Here is a 21,895-nt window from a genome sequence, read left to right on the forward strand (position 1 = left end):
AAACCACGCATATGCTGAATCTTCGCAACATCTCCCGCGCCGTCGTCATCGGCGGCGGGACCGCAGGCTGGTTCTCGGCACTCACGCTGCGCCGCCTGTTCGCGCCGCAGGTCGAGGTGCGCGTGATCGAGTCGCCTGCCATCGGCATCGTCGGCGTCGGCGAGGGCGGCCTGCTCAACCTGATCGATGCGCTGCGCCGCAACGGCATCGGGCTCAACGAATTCGTGCGCGAGACCGGCGCCGCCTTCAAGCTGGGTTTCTGCTACGAAGGCTGGCGCACCGGGGAAGACGACGACCGCTACTACCACCTCTTCGGCCGGCCCGGCCTGCAGGAAATCGACTGGATGGAAGCCGGCTTCCATCCGCTGCTCTCGGGCATGGTGCACGAGGGCATGGAGCTTCACCGCTACATACCGGGCTTCGCGTCGATCGCGATCAATGCGTCGCAGCAGCAGGCCGCGGCGATGCTCCAGCTCGGCGCGAGCTCGGGCCTGTCGGCGTCCTTCCATTTCGACAGCCACAAGCTTGCCGACTACCTGCGCCGCGTGGCCGTCTCGCGCGGCGTGGTGCACCAGCAGGCCCGCGTCGAGGAACTCGTTTGCGACGCGCAGGGCATGGCGCGGGCGGTGCGGCTCGAAGGCGCCGAGGAGACCGTCGGGCTCGACCTGCTGGTCGATGCGTCCGGGCTGGCGCGGCTGGGCATCGGCGGCAAGCTGGGCGTGCGCTGGCGCTCGTTCTCCGGGTACCTGCTTCTCGATCGCGCCGTGCCCTTCCACATGCCGCACCCGCAGCCGAATCCTTCGCTGGTCACGCGGGCGATCGCGATGCCCGCGGGCTGGATGTGGCAGATACCGCTGGTGGAACGCGTGGGCGCCGGGTACGTCTTCAGCAGCGCGCATGCCGACGAGGCACAGGTCGTCGAGGAGATCCATCGCCGCATCGGCCCAGGGATCGAGCCGATGCGCACGCTCAGGTTCGAGCCGGGCCATTTCGAACAGGTTTGGGTCGGCAACGTCATGGCAGTGGGGCTGGCCTCGGGCTTCGTCGAGCCGCTGGAAGCGACTTCCATCGGCCAGATGCTGGAGCAGCTGCGCAACTTCGAGCGCATCGTCGCGGCCGGCGACGGCGTGGTGGCGGGGCACCTGATCGACGACTTCAACGAAGCCAATGCGCGGTGCTGGTCGGGCATCCGCGACTTCCTGCGCATGCACTACGACTGCCCTCGGCGCGACACCGCCTTCTGGCGCGACGTGGCCGAACTGCCGCTGCCGCCCAGCTACGCGGAACTGTGGGCGTGCTTCCAGCAGCGCACGCCGCGGATGGTGGACGTGCAGAACTACGCAATCAACGGATGGCAGGGAATCTTCCACGCCATCAATTGGCTCTTCGTGGCCGCGCCGCTGGGCGTCGTGCCGCGCAAGGCAGCCGCAGCCGAACTGCAGGGCCTGCCGTCCGCCAGCCGTGCGCGCGTGGCTGCCTACATCACCCGGATGCGCGAACTCGGCGCAGCCGGCGACTTTTCTTCGAAGGGGGACCGATCCGCGTGAAACCAGGCACACACCTCTGCGCAGCCGCATGGCTGGCCCTTGCGGGCCTGCCCGCGGCGGCGCAGGAATCCGTCGAACTGAAGGCGTCGCGGCGGCTCGCGCCGAGCGCGCTGGCACGGGAGCTGGGGGCGCGGTCCGGCGCTGCGCTGCCCTCCACGCTGCAGGCCCCGCAGGCTCTGCAGGCCGGGCAGGACTCGAAACCCCTGGAGCTGGCCGATGCCGTGCGCCGCGCGGTGGCGCGCCATCCCTCGATCACCGATGCCATCGCCACGCTGGCGCAGCAGTCGGGCGGCGTCGAGGTGGCGCGCGCCGGCTACTACCCGCAGGTGAAGCTGGGCATGGGCGCCGGCCTCAACAACAGCGGCAGTTCGGGCGCGGGCCGGGGCCGCGGCAACGGTGTTCTGGCGAGTGCTTCGCTGTCGCAGATGCTCTACGACTTCGGCAAGGTCTCGGGGGCGGTGGACCAGTCCGAGGCGCAGGTGCGGCGCCAGCAGGCCATCGTGCTGCGGCAGATCGACGCCGTTGCGCAGCAGACCGCCGAGGCCGTGGTCAGGGCACACCGCTATCAGTCGCTCGCCGCGATCGCGCAGGAGCAGGTCAAGGCCGTCGAGAGGGTGCTCGAAACCGCGCGGCTGCGCGCGAAGTCGGGCCTGAGCACCAAGGCCGATCCGCTGCAGGCGGAGTCGCGCGTCGAGAGTGCGCGCGCCAACCTGCTGCAGGTGAAGTCGCTGCTCGCGCAGTCGCGCGAGCGCCTGGCGACGCTGCTGGGTGGTGCGGCCCCGGCGCTGGTCGCGCCGCTTCCGCAACAGCTGGCCAGCGAGCTGCGCATCGACCAGGCGCCGGACGCCAGCCTGCTTCCCGACGTGCTGACCGCCGAGGCCGACCGGCGCGTGGCCGCCGCCCAGCTCGAGATCGCGAAGGCGCAGCGCTATCCGACGCTGAGCCTCGACGTCTCCGCCAACAAGGCCATGGGCGGCGTCAATCCCGCCACGATGGAGCGCAACGGCATGCACCACACGGTGATGTTCAACCTCTCCAGCGCGATCTTCCAGGGCGGCGCGATGGATGCACAGGTGCGCTCGGCCACCGCCGCCGAGGAGGCCGCGCGCATGCGCATCGATACCGCCCGCCTGAATGCGGGCGACCAGATACGCAGCTTCCGCGAGCAGGTCGCCGGCGCGCAGGCGCGGCTGGGCGTGCTGGCCGAACGCCGCCGCAGCATCGGCGAGGCGCGCGACCTCTACCGCGAGCAGTACACGCTGGGCACACGCTCCATCCTCGACCTGCTCAACGCCGAGCAGGAGATCCACCAGGCCGCGGCCGACCAGGAGGCCGTGCTGCACGACCTCTGGGAGAGCCGCATCGGCTACATCGGCGCGACCGGGCAGGGCCGCGCCTTCTACGGTCTCGACAACACCACCGTCCAGGGAATGGAACTGCTTCCATGAAACTGCCTCCGCAGTACACCAGCTGGCTCGACGCCATGCTCTATGTCGCACGCCACTACGGCATCGGCGCCTCGCAGGAACGCGTGCGCGTCTCGCTGGCCTGGGAGCGCGGCGCACCGATGGACACGCTGCTCGAGCACATGGCGCGGCACCTGGGCCTCTCGTTGCGGCTCGATGCCTTTTCCAGCGCGCAGCTCGACCCATGGCGGCTGCCGCTGGTGGTGGAGTTCGACAACGGCGAAGTCGGCGTGGTGCGGGCGGCCGATGGCAACGGCAAGCTGGGCGTGCTGCTCGGCGGCGACCACGGGCTCGAAACCGCGCTGTCCGCCGAGGAGCTGCAGCGGCGCGCAAGGCGCTCCGCCATCCTGCGACCCAACACCGCGGTTCCCGACGCGCGCGTGGACGGCTACGTCAAGCCCTACCGTTCCAACTGGTTCTGGGCCATCGCGCTGCGCGACTGGCGCCGCTACGGCGACATCGTGCTGGCCTCGGTTTTCGCCAACGTGCTGGCACTGGCCTCGACGATCTTCTCGATGCAGATCTACGACCGCGTGGTGCCCGCTCAGTCGGAATCATCGCTCTGGGTACTGTTCGGCGGCGTCATGCTCGCCGTGGCCTTCGAGTTCCTGCTGCGCATGTCGCGCACGCACATCTCCGACGTGATCGGCAAGCGGGCCGACCTCAAGGTGTCGGACATCGTCTTCGGCCACGCGCTGCGGGTGCGCACCGATGCACGCTCCAAGTCCACAGGCTCCTTCATCGCGCAGGTGCGCGAGGTCGAGCAGGTGCGTGAGCTGCTCACTTCCACCACGATCGGCGCCGTGGCCGACCTGCCGTTCTTCGTGCTCTTCCTGGTCGTGCTGTGGCTGGTGGCCGGGCCGCTCGCGCTGGTGGCGCTGGCGGCCGTGCCGCTGCTGGTGATTCCGGGGCTGCTGATCCAGAAGCCGCTCGCGCGGCTGGCCAGCGAGGGCATGCGCGAATCGGCGCTGCGCAACGCGCTGCTGGTCGAGGCCGTCGAGGGCCTGGAAGACATCAAGCTCCTGCGTGCGGAGCCGCGCTTCCAGAACCAGTGGAACCACGCCAACGATGTCTCGGCCGGCGTCAGCATGCGCCAGCGATTTCTCACGGGATTGCTCATGACCTGGACGCAGGAGTTGCAGACCATCGTCTACGCCGTGGTGCTGCTGGCGGGCTGCTTCCTCGTGATGAGAGGCGAAATGACCACCGGCGCGCTGGTCGGTTCGTCGATCCTCGCATCGCGCATGATCGCGCCGCTCGCGCAGCTCTCGGGCGTGTTCGCGCGCTGGCAGCAGGCCAAGGTGGCGCGCGCCGGGCTCGACCAGCTCATGCAGCGCCCCGTTGATCAGCCCGAGCGCGCGCGGCTGGTGCATGCGGCGGCACTGCAGGGGCGCTACAACGTCACGGGCATCGAATTCCGCTACGGCAAGGACGACAGGAGCCCGGCGTTCGCGGCCGCGCAGCTGCAGATACAGCCCGGCGAGAAGATCGCGCTGCTGGGACGCATGGGCGCCGGCAAATCCACGCTGCTGCAGCTGCTGGCCGGCCTGCAGGCGCCGCAGCGCGGCAACGTGTCGCTGGATTCGCTCGACATCTCGCTGATCGATCCGTCCGACCTGCGCCGCGACGTGGGGCTGCTGACGCAGAACGCGCGGCTCTTCCACGGCTCGATCCGCGAGAACATCACCATGGGCATGCCACTGGCGACCGACGAGCAGGTGCTGGAGGCCCTCGCCATGGCCGGCGCCTTGCCCTTCGTGCAGTCGCGCCCCGAAGGGCTGGCCGAGATGGTCCACGAAGGCGGCCTCGGCCTCTCGGGTGGCCAGCGGCAGGCGCTGCTGCTCGCGCGCACGCTGATACGCCAGCCTTCGGTCGTGCTGCTGGACGAGCCCACCGCGCACTTCGACGAAGTGACCGAACGCCAGGTCATCGATTCGCTGGGCGACTGGCTGGCGCCTCGCACGCTGGTGGTGGCTACGCACCGCATGCCGGTGCTGCACTGGGTGGACCGGATCATCGTGGTCGATGGCGGACGCCTGGTGATGGATGGTCCGAGGGACCGCGTGATTGGAGAGCTTTCCCATGGCAACAGCAACGCCTGAGGCAGGCCGCCCCCATGCGGGCGGCGGTGCGGTGGTGGTGGCCGACGCCGCGCAGACGGCACAGGCGGCACAGGCTGCGCAGAAGACGGTCGCCGAGCTGCCCGCGCGGCCGGCCCCGGCCACGCCCGCCGCACCGGCAGGCACGGCTGCGCCGAACAAGCCGCCGGCCCGGTATCCGGTGGCGTCCACCGCCGCGCGCTACTCGCCGCCGGAGCCGCCGCTGCCGCGTTCGTCGCTGGTCGTCTGGATCGTCAGCGCGGCGCTGCTCGCGCTGCTGGCGTGGGCCTGGTGCTTCGAGCTGGACGAGGTGTCCACCGGCACCGGAAAGGTGGTGCCTTCGTCGAAGGAGCAGATGGTGCAGTCGCTCGAAGGCGGCATCCTGGTCGAGCTGAAGGTGCGCGAGGGCGACATCGTCGAGGAGGGCCAGGTGCTCGCGCAGCTCGACAGGACCAAGACCGAGTCGACCGTGCAGGAGAGCGCGTCCCGCGTGCGCGCGGCGCTGGCCATGTCGGCGCGGCTGACGGCGGAGGTGGGCGGCTCGCCGCTGGAGTTCCCGCCCGAGGTGCGGGCCGACCCCGACCTCGTGCGCACCGAGACCGCGCTCTACCGTTCGCGCCGCGAGCAGCTCTCCAGCAGCCTCGCCGGCGTGACGCAGGCGCTGGCCCTGATGCGCAGCGAGCTCGCGCTGACCGAGCCGCTGGTGTCGCGCGGCGCCGCGAGCGACGTGGAGGTGCTGCGGCTGAAGCGCCAGATCAACGAGGCCGAGAGCAAGGCGGTCGACATCCGCAGCCAGTACTACGTGAAGGCGCGCGAGGAGCTCGCCAGGGCCAACGCCGAGATCGAGGCGCAGCGCTCGGTGACGCGCGGGCGCTCCGATTCGCTCACGCGCCTGACCTTCGTCTCGCCGGTGCGCGGCATCGTCAAGGACACCGCGTTGACAACGGTGGGCGGCGTGCTGCCGCCGGGCGGCAAGCTCATGGAGATCGTGCCGCTCGACGAGAAGCTGCTGGTGGAGGCGCGCATCTCGCCGCGCGACGTGGCCTTCATCCATCCGGGGCAGGAGGCGACGGTGAAGGTCACGGCCTACGACTACGCCATATTCGGAGGCCTGCCGGGCAAGGTGACGACGATCTCGCCCGACACCATCCAGGACGACGTGAAGCGCGACGTGTACTACTACCGCGTGTACATCCGCACCGATGCCGACCACCTGATGAACAGGAGCGGCAGGAGCTTCCCGATCGTGCCCGGGATGATCGCCTCGGTGGACATCCACACCGGCAGCAAATCGGTGCTCGACTACCTGATCAAGCCGCTCAACAAGGCGCGCGAAGCGCTTCGCGAGCGCTGAAGCCAAGCGACAACAGGAGGGCGACAATGGCCAGGAAGGGCTCGACCAGGACGAAGGCACCGGTTCCGGCGCGCAGGCCGGCGATCACGCAGCAGGCGCTCGATGCGCTGGGCACGCGCTTCCGCACGGCCTTTGCGCAGGCAGACTACGAGAAGGCGCGGGGCTTCGCGGCGCAGGCGTGGGAGGCCACGCACAGCCCGCAGCCGCTGGCCGACGTGGCGCTGTGCCTGCTGCGGCTCGGCCAGCCGCAGCAGGCCTACCACCTCTACCTGCGCATCGTCGGCGAACTCGGGACCGCCAATACCTGCGACGGCCTGGCCGAGGCGGCCGGGCAGCTCGGCAAGCGCGACGAGGTGCGCAGGTTCGGCTCCGAGTCGCTGCGCCTGAAGATGCTGGAGGCCGACAAGGAGCAGGCCGCCGCCACGGTGGGCCTGCCTGCGCCGCGCTGCTTCGACGAGCGCAACCGCCATCGCAACCTCATCGCCTTCAGTCTCTTCGGCGGCGACCCGCGCTACTGCGAGATGGCGGTGCTCAACGTGCGGGCCGCGCGCGAGTTCTTCCCGGCGTGGCTGTGCCGCTTCTACGTCGACGACTCGGTGCCGGCCGACGTCTGCGGCCGGCTGATGCGAGAGGGCGCCGCGGTGATCGACGTGCGCTCCATCGGCGGCCAGGACCTGCCGGGGACCATGTGGCGCTTCCTCGCGCTCGACGATCCCGCGGTCGACCGGGTGCAGTTCCGCGATGCCGATTCGCTGCTGTCCACGCGCGACCAGGCGGCTGTGCGCGCGTGGTGCGCGTCCGACCGCTGGTTCCATGTGATGCGCGACTATCACTCGCACACCGAGCTGATGCTCGCCGGCATGTGGGGCGCGTGCGCGGGCGTGCTCTGGGACATGGCGGGCGACATGCGCGCGTACCTGCGCAGCCGGCCTTTTTCGTCGCGTTATGCAGACCAGCATTTCCTGCGCCACCGGGTGTGGAAGGTCGCCCAGCGCAGCCTGCTCATGCACGACGAGTGGTTCGACCTGCCGGGCAGCCAGCCTTTTCCGCCCCACTTGCCGATGACGGTGGACGCGCGCTACGCCCACGTGGGCGCCAATATCGGCGCGCCCTCGATGCATGTGCTGCACGATGCACCCGACGGCACGCAGGTGCGCTGGACCCTGTACGACGCCGCGGGCCAGGCCGTCTGCAGCTACGACGCCGTCGTGCGCGGCAACGGCTACGAGGCCAGCATTCCGGCACCCTACGCCGCCGAGATCTCGGCCGGGCGCTGGAAGGTTGTCACGCGCTGATGCGGCGCGGCGAGGAGGGCGCCGCGGTCAGAAAGGCTCGACCGGCAGCGCGCGCTTGTGCGCGCTCTTGCGATGCGTGGCGAGGATGATGCGCCGCGCCTCGGCCGACACCGGCTTGCCTTCGAGGAAGTCGTCGATCTGCTCGTAGGTCACGCCGAAGGCGTCCTCGTCGGGCTTGCCCGGCACCAGCGATTCGAGGTCGGCCGTGGGCACCTTGTAGACCAGCGCGTCGGGCGCGCCCAGCAGCTGGGCCACGGCGCGCACGCGGCGCTTGTTGAGGCCGGTCAGCGGCGTGATGTCGGCCGCGCCGTCGCCGAACTTGGTGAAGAAGCCCATCAGCGCCTCGGCCGCATGGTCGGTACCGATGACGATGCCGTCGTGAGCGCCCGCCACCGCGAACTGCGCGATCATGCGCTGGCGCGCCTTGATGTTGCCAAGCACGAAGTCTTCGTGCACCGCGTCGCGGAACTTCAGGTCGCCTGCCTTCAGCGCCGCGAGCATGGCATCGGCGGCGGGGCGGATGTCTACCGTGACCGTGCGGTCGGGCTTCATCACCACGAGCGAGGCCTGCGCCTCGGCCTCGTCCTTCTGCACGCCGTAGGGCAGCCGCATCGCGATGAAGCTCGCGTCGTAGCCGGTGGCGCGCAGCTTCTCGACCGCGCGCTGCGCGAGGCAGCCGGCGGTCAGCGAATCGACGCCGCCGCTGATGCCCAGCACCAGCGTCTTCAGGCCGGTCTGCTTCAGGTAGTCCGCGAGAAAGTCGACGCGCCGCTCCAGTTCGCGGGCTGCGTCGAAGACGGGCGCGACATGCAGCGCCGCGATGATTTCGCGCTGTGTGTCGTCGACGGGAGACAGATCTGCACTCATGGGGTTTGCTCGTGTGAAGGGGATCAGAAGTCCACAAGGCTGAGGCCGATGCTCAGCACGGTGCGCTTGCGGTTGTAGTCCACCAGCGTGTCGCCGTAGCCCGAGAACAGCTGCGTGTGGAAGCGCAGGTTGCTCTTGGTCGGGTCGCCGATGGCCTTGAGCCACTCGAGGCGGATCGAGCCTCGGCCGCTGTCGCGCAGGTTGTTGCGCACGGTCACGGCGAGCTGGTTGTCGCGGTTGAGGTTCCAGCGGCCGGTGATCTCGGCGCGGCCGTAGTAGTCGGCGATGTCGGGGTTGTCGTCCTTCGCGGCGCTCTCGGAGATGCGCTTCCAGATGCGGCCGGTGATGGTGAAGCGGTCGTCCAGCTCGGCGCCGCCCATCAGGTACACGCGGTTCCAGCTGCGCGACAGCGGCAGGCTCTGGCCGTTCGACTGGTGCACGATGCCCAGCCCCGAATAGCGCCAGCGCCAGCCGCCCGGCAGCTTGAAGTCGGTCGGGTAGACGTACATCAGCTCGGGCTCGTGGTCGGTGGTGCGGAAGGGGCGCGAGATGGAGCCGTTGAAGAGTTGCCAGGTCGACTGCTGGCTGTAGGCGAACCACAGCGAGTCCTTTTTCACCGGGTCGTTCTGCGTGAGCATGCCCTGCGCGAGCTTGGTGCGCACCGACAGGCCGATGCGCATCTCGTTGGCCTGATAGGCCACCGGGTCGGCGGTGTGGCCGGCCGAAGGCGAGGTGGGCGTGTCGGGCTTCCTGGTGGCGGCCGATGCCGACACGTTGAGCGGGCGATAGCCGCGGAAGCCGAAGGTGCCGCAGTCGGTGGCGTTCTCCAGTTCCCAGAAGCGCGAGAGCGCCGAGTACTGGCGGTCGCGGCAGCCCTCGGTGGTGGCCACCGAGACCACGCGCGTGGCGGGAACCGTTCCATCGACCGGCGGCTGCGTGCTCGCGAGCACCGGCGGGGCGGCCGGCACCGCCGCGGCGGGCAGCGTCTGCTGCTGCGCCCATCGGTCGAAGCAGGCCAGTCGCGCCTCGTTGTTGGCGCCCAGCGCGGCGCACTGTTGCCAGGTGAGCTGCGAATCCGCCAGCGGGCTCGCAGGCTTGTCCACCGCCTGCGCATGGGCCATGCCCGTCGCGCCGCCGAGGCATGCGGCCACGGCCGCGAGCGTGTTGAACCTGAAGCGAGATCGCGGCGAGATGGTGGTCGTCTTCGTCATTGCTTCTTTCCTTCCTGTGACGCCGGCGGCGCCGTCTTGCTGAGCACGAACGGGTGCGTGCTCTCGTCGGCCGCATTGCGCCACGTGCCCCTGAATTCGCGACCGCACGATCCGGTCTGCAGCTTGCCCGACCACACGCCGCTGATGGCGCGGCCGTCCTGCGACTCGTCGATGGAAAGCGCGCCTTCGTCGTCCACGTCGCCCGCGAGCTGCGCGACCGTGGCCTTCGCCGCGTTGGCGCCGTTGCGCGTGATGGTGCCGCGCACGCCGTCGTAGTCGGGGTGCTTGCCCAATTGCACGACGGCCACGGCGGGCAGGTTGTCGAAGCGCGCTTCCCATTGGCCGTAGAGCGATTCCAGCGGCAGGTCGCGAGCGTCCGCGGGGCAGTCGGCGCTGCCGCCGCGCATCGAGGCGCAGCCGGCCAGCGCGATGAGCGCGCCGGCCAGCAGCGCGGCGGTTGCGGTGGTCTTCTTCGTCGTCATCGTCTTCATCGTCGTCATGACCCAGCCGCCGCGGCGGCGGCCTTGGCCGCGCTGTCCTGCGCCTTGCGCGCGAACTCGGCGCGCAGTGCCTTGAGCTTCTCGCGCGGGTCTTCCTTGGTGGTGGTCTTGTCCAGGCCCATCTCGGCGATGAAGCGGCTGGGCACGCAGGGCACCATCTCGCGGCCCTGCTTGCGCTTCTTGGTCCAGCTCACGGCCAGGCTGCGCTGCGCGCGGGTGATGCCCACGTACATCAGGCGGCGCTCTTCCTGCAGGCGCTGCAGCGTGTCCTCGCTCACCTGCTGCTGGCGGCCGTTGTCGTCGTCGAGCTTGAAGGGCAGCAGGCCCTCGCTCACGCCGATGAGCATCACGTGCGGCCATTCGAGGCCCTTGGAGGCGTGCAGCGTGGAGAGCGTGACCACGTCCTGGTCCTGCTCGCGCTCGCTGATGGTGGACAGCAGCGAGATGGTCTGCGCCACCTCGAGCAGGCTCTTGCGCTCGCTCTCGATGCCGCCGCTGTCGGCGCCCGAGGCGTCGTCGAGCGTGCCGCCGGCGCGCTGCGACATCCAGTCGACGAACTCCAGCACGTTGGTCCAGCGCGAGGCCGCGGCGGCTTCGCTGTCCTCGCCGTCGTACAGGTGCTTCTCGTAGTCGATCTCCTTGAGCCAGTCGAGCATGAAGGTGCGCGAGTCTTCCGCGCCCATGGTGCGGCGCGCGCGGTATTCGAGGTCGTTGATGTAGCGGCCGAACTCATGGATGCCCTCCAGCGTGCGCTTGGGCATCACGCTGGGCAGCGAGGGGCTGAAGAGCGCCTCGAACAGGCTCAGCTTGTACTGGCTCGCGAAGGTGCCGAGGCTGGCGAGCGTGGTGTGGCCGATGCCGCGCTTGGGCGTGGTGATGGCGCGCAGGAACGCCGGGTCGTCGTCGTTGTTGACCCACAGGCGGAACCAGCCGCACAGGTCCTTGATCTCGGCACGGTCGAAGAAGCTCTGGCCGCCGGAGACCTTGTACGGGATCTGCGCCTTGCGCAGCGCCTGCTCGAACACGCGCGCCTGGTGGTTTGCGCGGTAGAGGATGGCGAAGTCGCGGTACTCCTTGTACTGCTTGCCCTGCGTGGTGGCCTCGCCCGCGCGGATGCTCACGATGCGCGCCACTGCGCGCTCGGCCTCGTGCACCTCACTGTCGGCGTCGACGATGCGCACCGGCTCGCCTTCGCCGAGCTCGGAGAACAGCGTCTTCGGAAAGAGCTTGGGGTTGGGCCCGATCACGTTGTTGGCCGCGCGCAGGATGGCGCTGGTGGAGCGGTAGTTCTGCTCCAGCTTGATGACCTTGAGCGCCGGGTAGTCGACCGGCAGCTTGCGCAGGTTGTCCAGCGTGGCGCCGCGCCAGCCGTAGATGGACTGGTCGTCGTCACCCACCGCGGTGAAGTGGCCGCGCTCGCCGGCCAGGGCCCTGAGCACGTCGTACTGCGTGGCGTTGGTGTCCTGGTATTCGTCGACCAGGATGTGGCCCATCATCGCCTGCCACTTGGCGCGCACTTCCGGGAATTCGTAGAGCAGCTTCAGCGGCATGCCGATGAGGTCGTCGAAGTCCACGCTCTGGTAGGCCAGCAGGCGCTCCTCGTAGCGGGCCATGATCTTCGCGGTGATGCGCTCGTTGTCGTCGGCGGCCTGGGCCTCGGCCTGCGCCGAGGTCAGGCCCATGTTCTTCCACTTGCTGATGGTCCACTGCCAGATGCGGGCGGTGGCCGCGTCGGTGGTGCCGCCGGCGTCCTTCAGGATCTTCGTCACGTCGTCGGCGTCGAGGATGCTGAACGCGTTCTTCAGGCCCAGCACGCCGCCGTCCTCGCGCATCATGCGCACGCCCAGTGCGTGGAAGGTGCACACCACCACCTTGCGCGCGTCCTTGCCGATGAGGTCTTTCGCGCGCTCGCGCATTTCGGCCGCGGCCTTGTTGGTGAAGGTGATGGCCGCGATGCGCTGCGGCTCGATGCCCGACTGGATCAGCCGGCCGATCTTGTGGGTGATGACCCGCGTCTTGCCCGAGCCCGCGCCCGCGAGCACCAGGCAGGGACCGCTCATGTAGTTGACCGCTTCGAGCTGCGCGGGATTGAGTCCGTGAGACATGGGAGAAAAAGAGAACCGAGGGAACCGGGAGAGCCGAGAAAAACGCCGTGGGGAACGGCTGGCGCAAAGCGGCCAATGATACGGGGCCGGCCCTACCGGGGTTGTAGGCCGGCGGCGCCGATCCGGCCAACCGGCGGTGGCAACGACAATGGGGCGTGCTGCCTGTATTCCTTGTTACTTTCCCTTTCTTCGCGCTGATCGCGGCCGGCTACGGCGCTGCGCGCGCCCGCATCCTGCCGCTGGACGCCATTCCCGGCCTCAACACCTTCGTGCTGTATTTCGCGCTGCCGTGCATGCTGCTGCGCTTCGGCGCGGGCACGCCCATCGGGCAACTGCTGGACGGCAGCGTCGCACTGGTTTGGGGCATCTGCGCGCTGGCGGTGGTTGCGGGCGTCGTGGCCTTCACACGCAACGCGCGCGTGGGCTGGAACGACGCCGCGTTCGGCGCGCTGGTGGCGGCGTTTCCGAACACCGGTTTCATGGGTGTGCCGCTGCTGGTGGCCATCCTCGGCGCGCAGGCGGCGGGGCCGATCATCATCACAATCGCGTTCGACCTGGTCGTCACTTCGTCGCTGTGCATCGCGCTGTCGCGGCTCGACGGGGCCGGTGGCGCCGGGCGGCACGGCGCCATGCTGGCCGCGCGCAAGGCGCTGCGCGGAATTCTCGTGAACCCGATGCCGTGGTCGATCCTGCTGGGCGTGCTGCTGTCGGCCGCGCGCTGGCCGCTGCCGGGGCCCGTCGAGCGCACCATCGCCATGCTGGCCGACGCGGCCTCGCCGGTGGCGCTCTTCACCATCGGCGCGGTGCTGGCCCGCTCGGCGCTGCTGGCGCGCGAGCACGACGCCAGCGCGGCGGTGGCCGAGGCCATGGGCGCCACGGGCCGCGTGTCTGCGTCCAGGGCGCCCAAGGCGCCGTGGAGCGACGTGCTGCCGGTGGTGGCGGTGAAGCTGCTCGCGCATCCGCTGCTGGTGTGGGCCCTGGGGCTGGGCGCCATCGCGCTGAGGCTGCCGCTTTCGCAGCCGGCGCTCGTCACCATCGTGCTGGTCGCGGCGCTGCCGAGCGCGAGCAACGTGTCGATGCTGGCCGAGCGCTTCGGCGCGGACAACGGGCGCATCGCCCGCATCATCCTGTGGACGACGGTGATTGCCTTCCCGAGCTTCCCGCTCGCCGTGAGCGCGCTACGGGGTTAGCACGCCGAGCTTGAAGGGGTCGGCATCGGCGAGCCGCTCGCACTTCGAGAAATCGCGGCCTTGCGTGCCGTCGCAGTAATAGGTGTTGTAGACGCGGCCGAAGAGCGTGGGGCTCGCGGTGAAGAGCACGCCGTGGTCGGGCTGCCAGTTGTCCCTGGCCGCCGCTGACGCCGCGCTGGTCTCCATGGCCTTGGCGGAAGCCGACGTGGGCGTGAACTCGGCCAGCGTCTTGTGGGCCTCGTCGCCGCGCCAGCGTATTGCCAGCTCGGCGGGGGTGGGGCGCTGCGCCACAGGCAGCAGGATGCCGTTGACCTGCAGGCCGTAGCCGAAGCGGTGGGTCCTGCCGGCCAGGAAGGCGTAGGCGCAGGCCGCCATGCACTGGCCGCGCACCTCGGTCTGCACGCCGCTCGCGCGGATGGCGTCGGCGAATGCGCCGGCTGCTTCGGCGGTACCGCCGAAAGAGTCCTCGAAGACCACGGTATGGACTGTTCCGCTGCCGAGCTGCTCGGTGAACTCCTTGATCATGGTGCCGTCGAGCATGCCCGACACCACGAGGCGGCTGCCCTGCAGCTCCAGCTCGGCGGCAGGGGCCGCTGGCACGGCGAAGGCAAGGACGAGGCCGGCAAGGCCCGATGCCAGCGAGAGGGACCAACCAGGGAGGAACGGCGGTTTCACGGTGACCTACCTTTGCAACCAGTGAGCGAGGCAGTTTGGAGTTCGCAATCCGCAGCGGGTTCGCGTCTTTACAGCTTGAGCAGCGCCGGGGTGCGCCGTCAACTCTTTTTTCACAAATTTGCGGTAGTTCCGGGCATGTCGTAAGACATAGCTATCCGCTACCACTTCAGATGAATGCTTGGGTTTGCAGGTGCGCTGCTACAGTGCTTCCAAGTCAAAGATGTGAATGGGGCGCGCGATGGCAATTCTGGTTCGCATCCTTCTGTGGCTGGCCTGGCTCTCGGCGGTCGGCTGGTTCTGGCATGCCGGCAAGTTCGGCACCGCCACGGCGATCGCGTTCGCCGCGCTGAGCCTTGTGGTGTTCGCATGGCCCGTGAGCGTCGCGCGGCGCAGGCACAACGAACTTCGCTACGTGGACATGGGCAAGGAGCCGACCGGCTACCACTGAAACCGCGGTCTGAGGGCCGACCGCGCCCGCACGCTCAGATGCTGTGCGGATCGACGTCGATCAGCCAGCGGATCACGCCCTTGCCCTGCGGCGTTCGCCTCAGTTCGTGCAGCAGCGGCTGCCACGCCGCAAGCAGCTTCTGCAGCGCGGCGCGCGAGGGGCTTTCGATCAGCATCTGCGCGCGCTCCACGTTCGCCACGCGCTGTATCGCCAGCGGCACCGCCGGATAGCGTGTGACCACGTCCGCGCCCGGCAGCGACTCGGCCTGGTCGGCCGCCGTGTTCAGGAAACCCTGTGCCACCGACTGTTCGCGCGCGTCGGCCCGCAGCAGCGCCTGGAACGCGAAGGGCGGCATTCCGGCGGCGCGGCGCTCGTCGAGCTGCTGCGCGGCGAAGGCGGTGTAGTCGTGCCTGCGCAGCGCCATGAAGAGCGGGTGCTGCGCGTGGTGCGTCTGGATCCACATCTCGGCCGTCGCGCCCTGCGCCGCGAGGTACGCGGCGTCGCGGCCCGCGCGGCCGGCCGACTGCATCAGCAGGCTGAAGAGCCGCTCCGGCGCGCGGAAGTCGCTGGAGAACAGCGCGCCGTCGGGGTTCACCGCGGCCACCAGCGTGATGCGGCGGAAGTCGTGGCCCTTGGCGATCATCTGCGTGCCCACCAGCACGTCGACCTCGCCCGCGTGCACGGCCGCGAGCTGAGATTCGAGCGCGCCCTGCTTCTTGGTGCTGTCGGCGTCGATGCGCGCGATGCGAACCGCGCCGCCGTCGGGCCGCTTCACCGACGAGAACAGCTCTGCCAGATGCTCCTCGAGCCGCTCGGTGCCGCGGCCCACGGGCGCGATGTCGGGGTTGCCGCAGGCTGGGCAGGCGCGCGGCACGCGCTCGGTGAAGCCGCAGTGGTGGCAGCGCAGCGTGCGGTCGATCTTGTGGAACACGCGGTATGCGCTGCAGTGCGGGCATTCGCTCTTCCAGCCGCAGTCGCCGCAGGCCAGCACCGGCGCATAGCCGCGCCGGTTGAGGAAGATCATGCTCTGCTCGCCGCGCGCGATGCGCTGGCCGATGGCGTCGAGCAGCGCGCCCGAGATCACCGTCTTCGGCGGCTGCAGGTTCATGTCGACCAGCCGCACGGCCGGCAGCTCGCCCGCGCCGATGCGCGAGGGCATGGCCAGCCGCACATAGCGCCCGCCGGGGTCTTCGCCCTCGGCGGGGCGGCTCTGGTGCCAGCTTTCGAGCGAGGGCGTGGCCGAGCCCAGGATCACCTGGGCCTTCTCGCGCTGGCCGCGCCACACGGCGAGGTCGCGCGCGGAATAGCGCGCGCCTTCCTGCTGCTTGTAGCTGGGGTCGTGTTCCTCGTCGACCACGATGAGCTTCAACGCCGGTATCGACGCGAACACCGCCATGCGCGTGCCCAGCACGATGCGCGCCGCGCCGCTGTGCGCCGCGAGCCAGCTCGCCAGGCGCTGCGGGTTGGTCATGCCGCTGTGCAGCGACACCACCGCCTCCTCGCCGAAGCGCGCCTTGAAGCGGGCTTCGAGCTGCGGCGTGAGGTTGATCTCGGGCACCATCACCAGCGCCTGAGCCTCGGGCTCGCGCGCGAGCAGGTCGGCCACGCAGCGCAGGTACACCTCCGTCTTGCCGCTGCCGGTGCTGCCGGCCAGCAGGAAGGTGCCTGTTCCCTCCTCGATGCGCGCCAGCACGGCGGTCTGCTCGGCGCTCAGCGCCACCGGGTTCGACGACTCGGCCGTCTGCGCCACCGGCCCGGCCGCGCTCTTGCGCTTGAGCCGGCGCGCGAGCTGCGCCGTCGACAGGTCGCGCAGCTGCGGCGGCAGGGCGGCCAGCGCGATCTCGCCGATGGAGCGCTGGTAGTAGCGCGCGGCGAAAGCCACGAGGTCGCGCCAGCCCTCTCCCAGCGGCGCGAGCGCGTCGAGCGCCGCGCCCACCGGCTTGAGCGCCATGTCGGGCTCGGCGCCCACGAGCGATACCGGCTCGTTCCAGACCACGCCCAGCACCTCCCGCTTGCCCAGCGGCACCCGCACCAGCGTGCCGGGCGGCATCGGCTCGGCGCCGGCGTAGCTCAGCAGGTCGCCGAGCGCGGCGTGCGCGGGCGTCTGCACGGCGATGTCGAGCCGCCACGGCAGCGCCGGCGGGGCGCCGTTCGTCGGCTTGAGGGGCTCGTCGAGAGGCAGTCCGGCGGTGGAGATGGGAAGTCCTTCTTGGGGCGGTTTGTTAAAAAGTCTTCGAGCAAGGGCGCTTAAGTCGTTGATTTTTCAGCGCTTTGGGCCTCATCCAGAGTTCCTGTGGATAACTTTGTTGACAAGCGGGCTGGACTCGCTGCCAAGCCTTGAAAATCAAGGCTCCGGCTGGATTGCCCGGAAAAAAAGCAAAGTTCAAACTCTATATAAATCAACGACTTAGCTTTGCTATCTCTTTGGAAGCAAGGAAGATGGGTAACCCGGAAATCTTGCGCACTGCAACACGTGTTTTGTGCATAAGTGCGGATGCATATACCGTTTTTGCGCTTGACAAACGGCCGCGGGCCGACTTCTCAAGGCTGCTGCGCCTGCGCCGACCGGTTCAGGCCGATAACAATTTCAGCCACGCATCGCCCGCGACTTCGCGTGCACCGCGGCCACCAGCGCCGCCACGTGCTCCGGCGGCGTGAACTGGCTGATGCCGTGGCCCAGGTTGAAGATGTGCGTCGGACCCTGGGTCGTGCGGTCGGCATGCGGCTTGCCGAAGGCTTCCAGCACCTTGGCCACTTCGGCCTCGATCTGCGCGGGCGGCGCGAACAGCACGTTCGGGTCGATGTTGCCCTGCAGCGCCTTGGCCGTGCCGTCCGTGCCCTCTGCGACCCTGCGGCGCGCGGCGCCCAGGTTGACGGTCCAGTCCACGCCCAGCACCTCGCAGTCGAGCGCGCGCATGTCGTCCAGCCACAGGCCGCCGCCCTTGGTGAAGACGATGCGCGGCACCGGCTGGCCGTCGGCGCCGGTGCGCTTGAGGCCGGCCAGTACGCGGGCGGTGTAGGCGAGGCTGAACTCCTGGAACGCGCCGTCGGCCAGCACGCCGCCCCAGCTGTCGAACACCATCACGGCCTGCGCGCCGGCGTCGATCTGGGCGTTGAGATACGCGGCCACCGAGTCGGCGTTGACCGCGAGGATGCGGTGCATCAGGTCGGGGCGGCCGTAGAGCATGCTCTTGACCAGCCGGTAGTCGCTGGAGCTCGCGCCTTCCACCATGTAGCAGGCCAGCGTCCACGGGCTGCCCGTGAAGCCGATCAGCGGCACCCGGCCGTTCAGAGCCTTGCGGATCGAGGCGACGGCGTCGAACACATAGCGCAGCTTTTCCATGTCGGGCACCTCTAGCGCCCCCACCGCCGCCTCGTCGCGCACCGGGCGCGCGAAGCGAGGGCCCTCGCCGGCCTCGAACGACAGGCCGAGGCCCATCGCGTCGGGCACCGTCAGGATGTCGGAGAAAAGAATGGCAGCGTCCAGCGGATAGCGCTCCAGCGGCTGCAGCGTGACCTCGGTGGCGTAGCCGGTGTTGGTGGCAAGCCCCATGAAGCTGCCCGCCTTGGCGCGGGTGGCCACGTACTCCGGCAGGTAGCGGCCGGCCTGGCGCATCAGCCAGACGGGCGTGTGGTCGGTGGCCTGGCGCCAGCAGGCTCGCAGGAAAGTGTCGTTTTGCAGGGGGGCGAAGGGCATTGGGCGATTGTCGCAGGCCCTCCCGGGCGCGGCGCGGCGACGCCGGCCGACCCCGTGCGCTGCCTCACACGATTGCCGACACGTCGACGATGTACATCTGCCGCTGCGACTCATGCACGGAGTCGATGCAGACCTGCCTGCCGTCGCGGCTCCATCTCGGATGCAGGTCGCACCGGTTCTCCTTGCCCAGCGCGGGCGTGGCGTAGAAACTGCCGAGGTCGTGGCGCCGGCCGGTTTCCATGTCGAACAGGAAAAGCACGCGCTCATGCGTCCGCGCGTCGGGATAGGTGTCGCTCAGCAGCCAGCGCGGGTTCACGGGCGAGAAGCTCATGTGGCCGTTCTCCACCAGCACGCCTTCGCCGATCGCCTTCACTTCGCCGCCGACGCTGTCTTGGTAGAGGTGGTAGCCGATCTTCCCGGCGTGAGGCCCCCAGACGACGATGTGCTCGTCGTCCCGCCACAGCGGATGCGAGATCTGGTACTCCGACTTCTCGTAGTCGAAGGTGCCGACAGCGTTCGGGTCGAAGTCGTCCGCGAGCTGCGGCAGCGGATGGTCGGAGCACTCCAGCAGGCGCATGTCGGAGCCGTCGGGATTCATCGTGACGAGCCGGTGCAGGAAGCAGGTCTCGTCCTCCACCCGCTCGGTCCAGCGGTGCAGGAACAGCACCCGCGAGGACGAGGGGTTGATCTCGATGTGACTAACCCAGTGGATGGCCTTGTCCATCGACGCGCGGGGATGGAAACGCCGCAGGTCCTGGTAGCTGACGAGCAGGCGCGTAGCGCCCGTGGCGAGGTCGATGGCGTGGACGCCGTCGTCGTCCGGCGCCAGCGGCAGCTGGAAGGGGCCGCTGGCTTCGCTGTAGCCGATGGTCCTGTGCGTGACGTAGAGACGCCGGTAGTCCACGCTCAAGGCATAGCGGCTGCTTGGCGCGACCACGTAGACCGGCATCGGCAGCACGCGGCGCGCGCCGGAGTCGAGGTCGACGATGGTGGATCCGAATCCGGGGTAGAGCGCATCGGCATCGTCCGTGCGGCAGTTGTAGATCAGCTGGCGCCCCGGTGCGCCGTCGAGCCATTGCAGCTGGCTTCCCATCTGCCAGTTCCAGGCCGTGGTGGCGTCCAGCAGGTGGAAGCGGTCGTTGTCGCGCAGGTCGAAGTAGCCGATGCGGGCGGTGGATGCCGGCTGGAGCTCGGTGTCCATCCAGGGCACCTGCTGCGCGAGCAGGTAGCGGCCGCTGCGGTCCCAGGTGCTCTTGTTGTAGTAGCCGAAGAAGTGGTGGTTGGGGTTGTCCGCTCCCACGCGGCGGCATGGGGTGGGCCGGGTGTTCATGGAAAGCACGTCCTGCATCGGCTCACTCCGCGGCAATGTGGCCTTGCTGGATCACCTTGTCCCAGCGCACTTTCTCTGACGCGACGAAGCGCGTCGCGACATCCCGCGTGTTGGCCACCGGCGTCATTCCCTGGTCCGCGAGGCCCTGGCGGAACTCCGGCGACGTGACGATCTTGCGGATGTCGGCGTTGAGCCTGTCGGCGATGGCGTCGGGCACCTTCGCGCCCACCGCCACCGTGGTCCACGAGGTGGCCTCGAATGCGGGGAAGCCGGCCTCGATCGCCGTCGGCACATCGGGCAGCGCCGGCAGGCGAGTCTTGCCGGTAACGGCCAGCGCCTTGAGCTTGCCGCCGCGGATGTGGGCCAGCGTGGTTGGCGGGTTCTCGAACATCAGCTGGATCTGCCCGGCCAGCAGGTCGTTGAGGGCGGCCGAGCTGCCCTTGTAGGGCACGTGCGTGATCGGCGCTTCGGCGGTGATCTTGAACAGCTCGCCGATCATGTGCACCGACGAGCCCACGCCGGCGGAGCCGAAGTTGATGCTGTCCGGCGCCTTGCGCGCCAGCGCCACCAGTTGCTTCAGGTCGTTGGCGGGCAGCGAGGGCGTGGCGACCACCACGTGCGGCATCTCGGCGAGCACGGTGACCACCTTCAGGTCTCGCGCGGGGTCGTAGTTGAGCTTCTTGAAGACGCCGTAGGTCGCGTGCAGCCCGATCGATCCGAGCAGCAGCGTGTAGCCGTCGGCTGGCGCGTCGGCGACGAACTTGCCGCCGATGTGGCCGCCGGCCCCGGGTCGGTTCTCGACCACCACGGGCTGCCTGTAGAGCTTGCCTAGGCGGTCGGCGAGCATGCGGGCCTGCACGTCGGAGCTGCCGCCGGCGGTGAAGGGAACCACGAGGCGGATCATCTGCTCGGGCCAGGCCTTCGGCTCCGATGCGGTCGAGGCTGCCGAAGCAAGGCCGAGGGCCAGTCCCAGAAGGCCGAGTCCGAAGGCCCTGCGCGGCCGTTGCTCCTGTTTCATGCGTGTTCCTTGCGGCGACCCCCTGGGGGCTTGTGGTTGCGGTGAGTGGTGGGGCATGGGCGCAGTCTAGGAACGCGGCATCATTCTGGAAAATTCAGTTTTGTCGCCAGGCTATGCAGAAACGATATGGCCTGGCGGATGCGTGAACGAGCGCGTGCAAGGAGAGTCCGGGGATGTCGCGACCATTGAACTTCCGCCAGATCGAGGCGTTCCGCGCGGTCATGCAGACCGGCACCACCACGGCGGCCGCGGCCATGCTCCACACCACGCAGCCTTCGGTGAGCCGCCTGCTGGCGCAGGTACAGAACGCCACGCAGCTCAAGCTGTTCGACATCCACAAGGGGCGGCTGAGGCCCACGCACGAGGCGCGGCAGCTGTTCGACACGGTGCAGCGCCACTTCCTCGGGCTCGACCGCATCGAGCAGAGCGTGGCGGTCATGCGCAAGTCGGGCACGGGTTCGCTGCGCCTGGGCTGCACGCCGGCGCTCGGTCTGAGCGTGATGCCCAGGGTGATCCATGCGTTCTCGAAGCTGCATCCCGAGGTGCACGTCAACCTGCAGACCGTGGGCTCGCATCCGCTGCGCGAAGGGCTGCTCTACGGCCTGTACGACGTGGCGCTGACCACTTCGGAGATCAACGACCCGCAGATCGAGCCGGTCTCGCTGCACCGGGCCAACGCGGTGTGCGTGGTGCATCCGGGGCATCCGCTGGCGGCCCGCGCGGGGCTGCACGTGCGCGACCTGAAGGACCAGGTGCTGCTCACCCTCAATGCCGACGACGAGATCCACCAGCAGTTCCTGGGAACGCTGCAGCGGCACCGCATCGAGGCGGCGGCGACGGTCGAGACGACCTACTCGGTCACGATCTGCATGATGGCCGCGCAGGGCACCGGCATCGGCATCGTCAACCCTTATGTCGCCTCGGTATTCGCGCGCGACCTGAAGGTGCTGCCCCTGATGCCGCGCTGCCCGGTCGAGGTCTCGATGGCCTTCTCGCCGCAGTCGGCGCCCTCGGCCATCGCGGAGGAGTTCGTGAGGCTGCTGAAGGCGTACTTCCGCGAGTTCGGGCGCCCGAAGGAAGCCTAGCGCCCGTC

Annotated in this window: 17 protein-coding genes; 8 read left to right on the forward strand and 9 right to left on the reverse strand. The window is 69.2% G+C overall.

Annotated elements, in window-relative coordinates; genetic code table 11:
- Positions 1–11 precede the first annotated feature (11 nt).
- From ABL843_RS03735 to ABL843_RS03755, 5 genes are read left to right on the forward strand one after another with little or no spacing between them, the layout of a single operon-like run.
- Positions 12–1,547 (forward strand): tryptophan halogenase family protein, encoded by a 1,536-nt coding sequence (locus ABL843_RS03735; RefSeq protein WP_418119005.1) that lies wholly within the window; start codon positions 12–14, stop codon positions 1,545–1,547.
- A complete protein-coding gene (locus tag ABL843_RS03740) occupies positions 1,544–2,995 on the forward strand; it encodes a TolC family outer membrane protein (RefSeq protein ID WP_418119006.1) in 1,452 nt (483 codons plus the stop codon). Before ABL843_RS03735 ends, ABL843_RS03740 begins: the two co-directional genes overlap by 4 nt.
- Positions 2,992–5,115: a type I secretion system permease/ATPase gene (locus tag ABL843_RS03745; RefSeq protein ID WP_418119007.1), complete on the forward strand. Its 2,124-nt coding sequence runs from the start codon at positions 2,992–2,994 to the stop codon at positions 5,113–5,115. The genes ABL843_RS03740 and ABL843_RS03745 overlap by 4 nt, the downstream gene beginning before the upstream one ends.
- Positions 5,096–6,466: an HlyD family efflux transporter periplasmic adaptor subunit gene (locus tag ABL843_RS03750; RefSeq protein WP_418119008.1), complete on the forward strand. Its 1,371-nt coding sequence runs from the start codon at positions 5,096–5,098 to the stop codon at positions 6,464–6,466. The genes ABL843_RS03745 and ABL843_RS03750 overlap by 20 nt, the downstream gene beginning before the upstream one ends.
- A gap of 26 nt (positions 6,467–6,492) precedes the next feature.
- Positions 6,493–7,761: a tetratricopeptide repeat protein gene (locus ABL843_RS03755; protein ID WP_418119009.1), complete on the forward strand. Its 1,269-nt coding sequence runs from the start codon at positions 6,493–6,495 to the stop codon at positions 7,759–7,761.
- 27 nt (positions 7,762–7,788) lie between these two features.
- On the opposite strand, the gene nadE is transcribed toward ABL843_RS03755, so the two are convergent.
- From nadE to ABL843_RS03775, 4 genes are read right to left on the reverse strand one after another with little or no spacing between them, the layout of a single operon-like run.
- The gene (gene nadE, locus ABL843_RS03760; RefSeq protein ID WP_418119010.1) at positions 7,789–8,628 is read right to left on the reverse strand and encodes an ammonia-dependent NAD(+) synthetase; all 840 of its coding nucleotides are present in this window, start codon (positions 8,626–8,628) and stop codon (positions 7,789–7,791) included.
- Between the two features lie 23 nt (positions 8,629–8,651).
- The gene (locus tag ABL843_RS03765) at positions 8,652–9,839 is read right to left on the reverse strand and encodes a phospholipase A (protein ID WP_418119011.1); all 1,188 of its coding nucleotides are present in this window, start codon (positions 9,837–9,839) and stop codon (positions 8,652–8,654) included.
- Positions 9,836–10,339 carry a hypothetical protein gene (locus tag ABL843_RS03770; RefSeq protein ID WP_418119012.1) on the reverse strand — a complete coding sequence of 168 codons (504 nt, stop codon included), beginning with the start codon at positions 10,337–10,339 and terminating at the stop codon, positions 9,836–9,838. The genes ABL843_RS03765 and ABL843_RS03770 overlap by 4 nt, the downstream gene beginning before the upstream one ends.
- Entirely contained in the window at positions 10,336–12,444 is a 2,109-nt protein-coding gene (locus ABL843_RS03775; protein WP_126021612.1) for an ATP-dependent helicase, read from the reverse strand. The genes ABL843_RS03770 and ABL843_RS03775 overlap by 4 nt, the downstream gene beginning before the upstream one ends.
- A gap of 155 nt (positions 12,445–12,599) precedes the next feature.
- On the opposite strand from ABL843_RS03775, the gene ABL843_RS03780 reads away from it, so the two are divergent.
- Positions 12,600–13,634 carry an AEC family transporter gene (locus ABL843_RS03780; protein WP_418119013.1) on the forward strand — a complete coding sequence of 345 codons (1,035 nt, stop codon included), beginning with the start codon at positions 12,600–12,602 and terminating at the stop codon, positions 13,632–13,634.
- Here the strand turns inward: ABL843_RS03780 and ABL843_RS03785 are convergent.
- A complete protein-coding gene (locus tag ABL843_RS03785; protein ID WP_418119014.1) occupies positions 13,623–14,309 on the reverse strand; it encodes a hypothetical protein in 687 nt (228 codons plus the stop codon). The genes ABL843_RS03780 and ABL843_RS03785 overlap by 12 nt on opposite strands.
- 238 nt (positions 14,310–14,547) lie before the next feature.
- Here ABL843_RS03785 and ABL843_RS03790 point away from each other — a divergent pair, with 238 nt between their 5' ends.
- Complete coding sequence (locus ABL843_RS03790; protein ID WP_418119015.1) at positions 14,548–14,757, forward strand: hypothetical protein; 210 nt, start codon at positions 14,548–14,550, stop codon at positions 14,755–14,757.
- A gap of 34 nt (positions 14,758–14,791) precedes the next feature.
- On the opposite strand, the gene ABL843_RS03795 is transcribed toward ABL843_RS03790, so the two are convergent.
- The 4 genes from ABL843_RS03795 to ABL843_RS03810 all read right to left on the reverse strand — a co-directional run bounded on the left by ABL843_RS03795 (position 14,792) and on the right by ABL843_RS03810 (position 20,802).
- Positions 14,792–16,867 (reverse strand): primosomal protein N', encoded by a 2,076-nt coding sequence (locus tag ABL843_RS03795; RefSeq protein ID WP_418119016.1) that lies wholly within the window; start codon positions 16,865–16,867, stop codon positions 14,792–14,794.
- Positions 16,868–17,344: 477 nt separating this feature from the next.
- Positions 17,345–18,454 carry a uroporphyrinogen decarboxylase gene (hemE, locus tag ABL843_RS03800; RefSeq protein ID WP_418119017.1) on the reverse strand — a complete coding sequence of 370 codons (1,110 nt, stop codon included), beginning with the start codon at positions 18,452–18,454 and terminating at the stop codon, positions 17,345–17,347.
- A 64-nt stretch (positions 18,455–18,518) separates the two neighbouring features.
- On the reverse strand, positions 18,519–19,784 hold the full coding sequence (locus tag ABL843_RS03805; RefSeq protein ID WP_418119018.1) for a hypothetical protein: 1,266 nt from the start codon (positions 19,782–19,784) through the stop codon (positions 18,519–18,521).
- A 22-nt stretch (positions 19,785–19,806) separates the two neighbouring features.
- Positions 19,807–20,802 carry a tripartite tricarboxylate transporter substrate binding protein gene (locus ABL843_RS03810; RefSeq protein ID WP_418119019.1) on the reverse strand — a complete coding sequence of 332 codons (996 nt, stop codon included), beginning with the start codon at positions 20,800–20,802 and terminating at the stop codon, positions 19,807–19,809.
- Between the two features lie 173 nt (positions 20,803–20,975).
- Here ABL843_RS03810 and ABL843_RS03815 point away from each other — a divergent pair, with 173 nt between their 5' ends.
- The gene (locus tag ABL843_RS03815) at positions 20,976–21,887 is read left to right on the forward strand and encodes a LysR substrate-binding domain-containing protein (protein WP_418119020.1); all 912 of its coding nucleotides are present in this window, start codon (positions 20,976–20,978) and stop codon (positions 21,885–21,887) included.
- The last annotated feature ends 8 nt before the right edge of the window (positions 21,888–21,895 follow it).

Origin of the sequence: Variovorax sp. 350MFTsu5.1 (genome assembly GCF_048302515.1) — a bacterium.
In the GTDB taxonomy this organism is placed as follows: domain Bacteria; phylum Pseudomonadota; class Gammaproteobacteria; order Burkholderiales; family Burkholderiaceae_C; genus Variovorax; species Variovorax guangxiensis.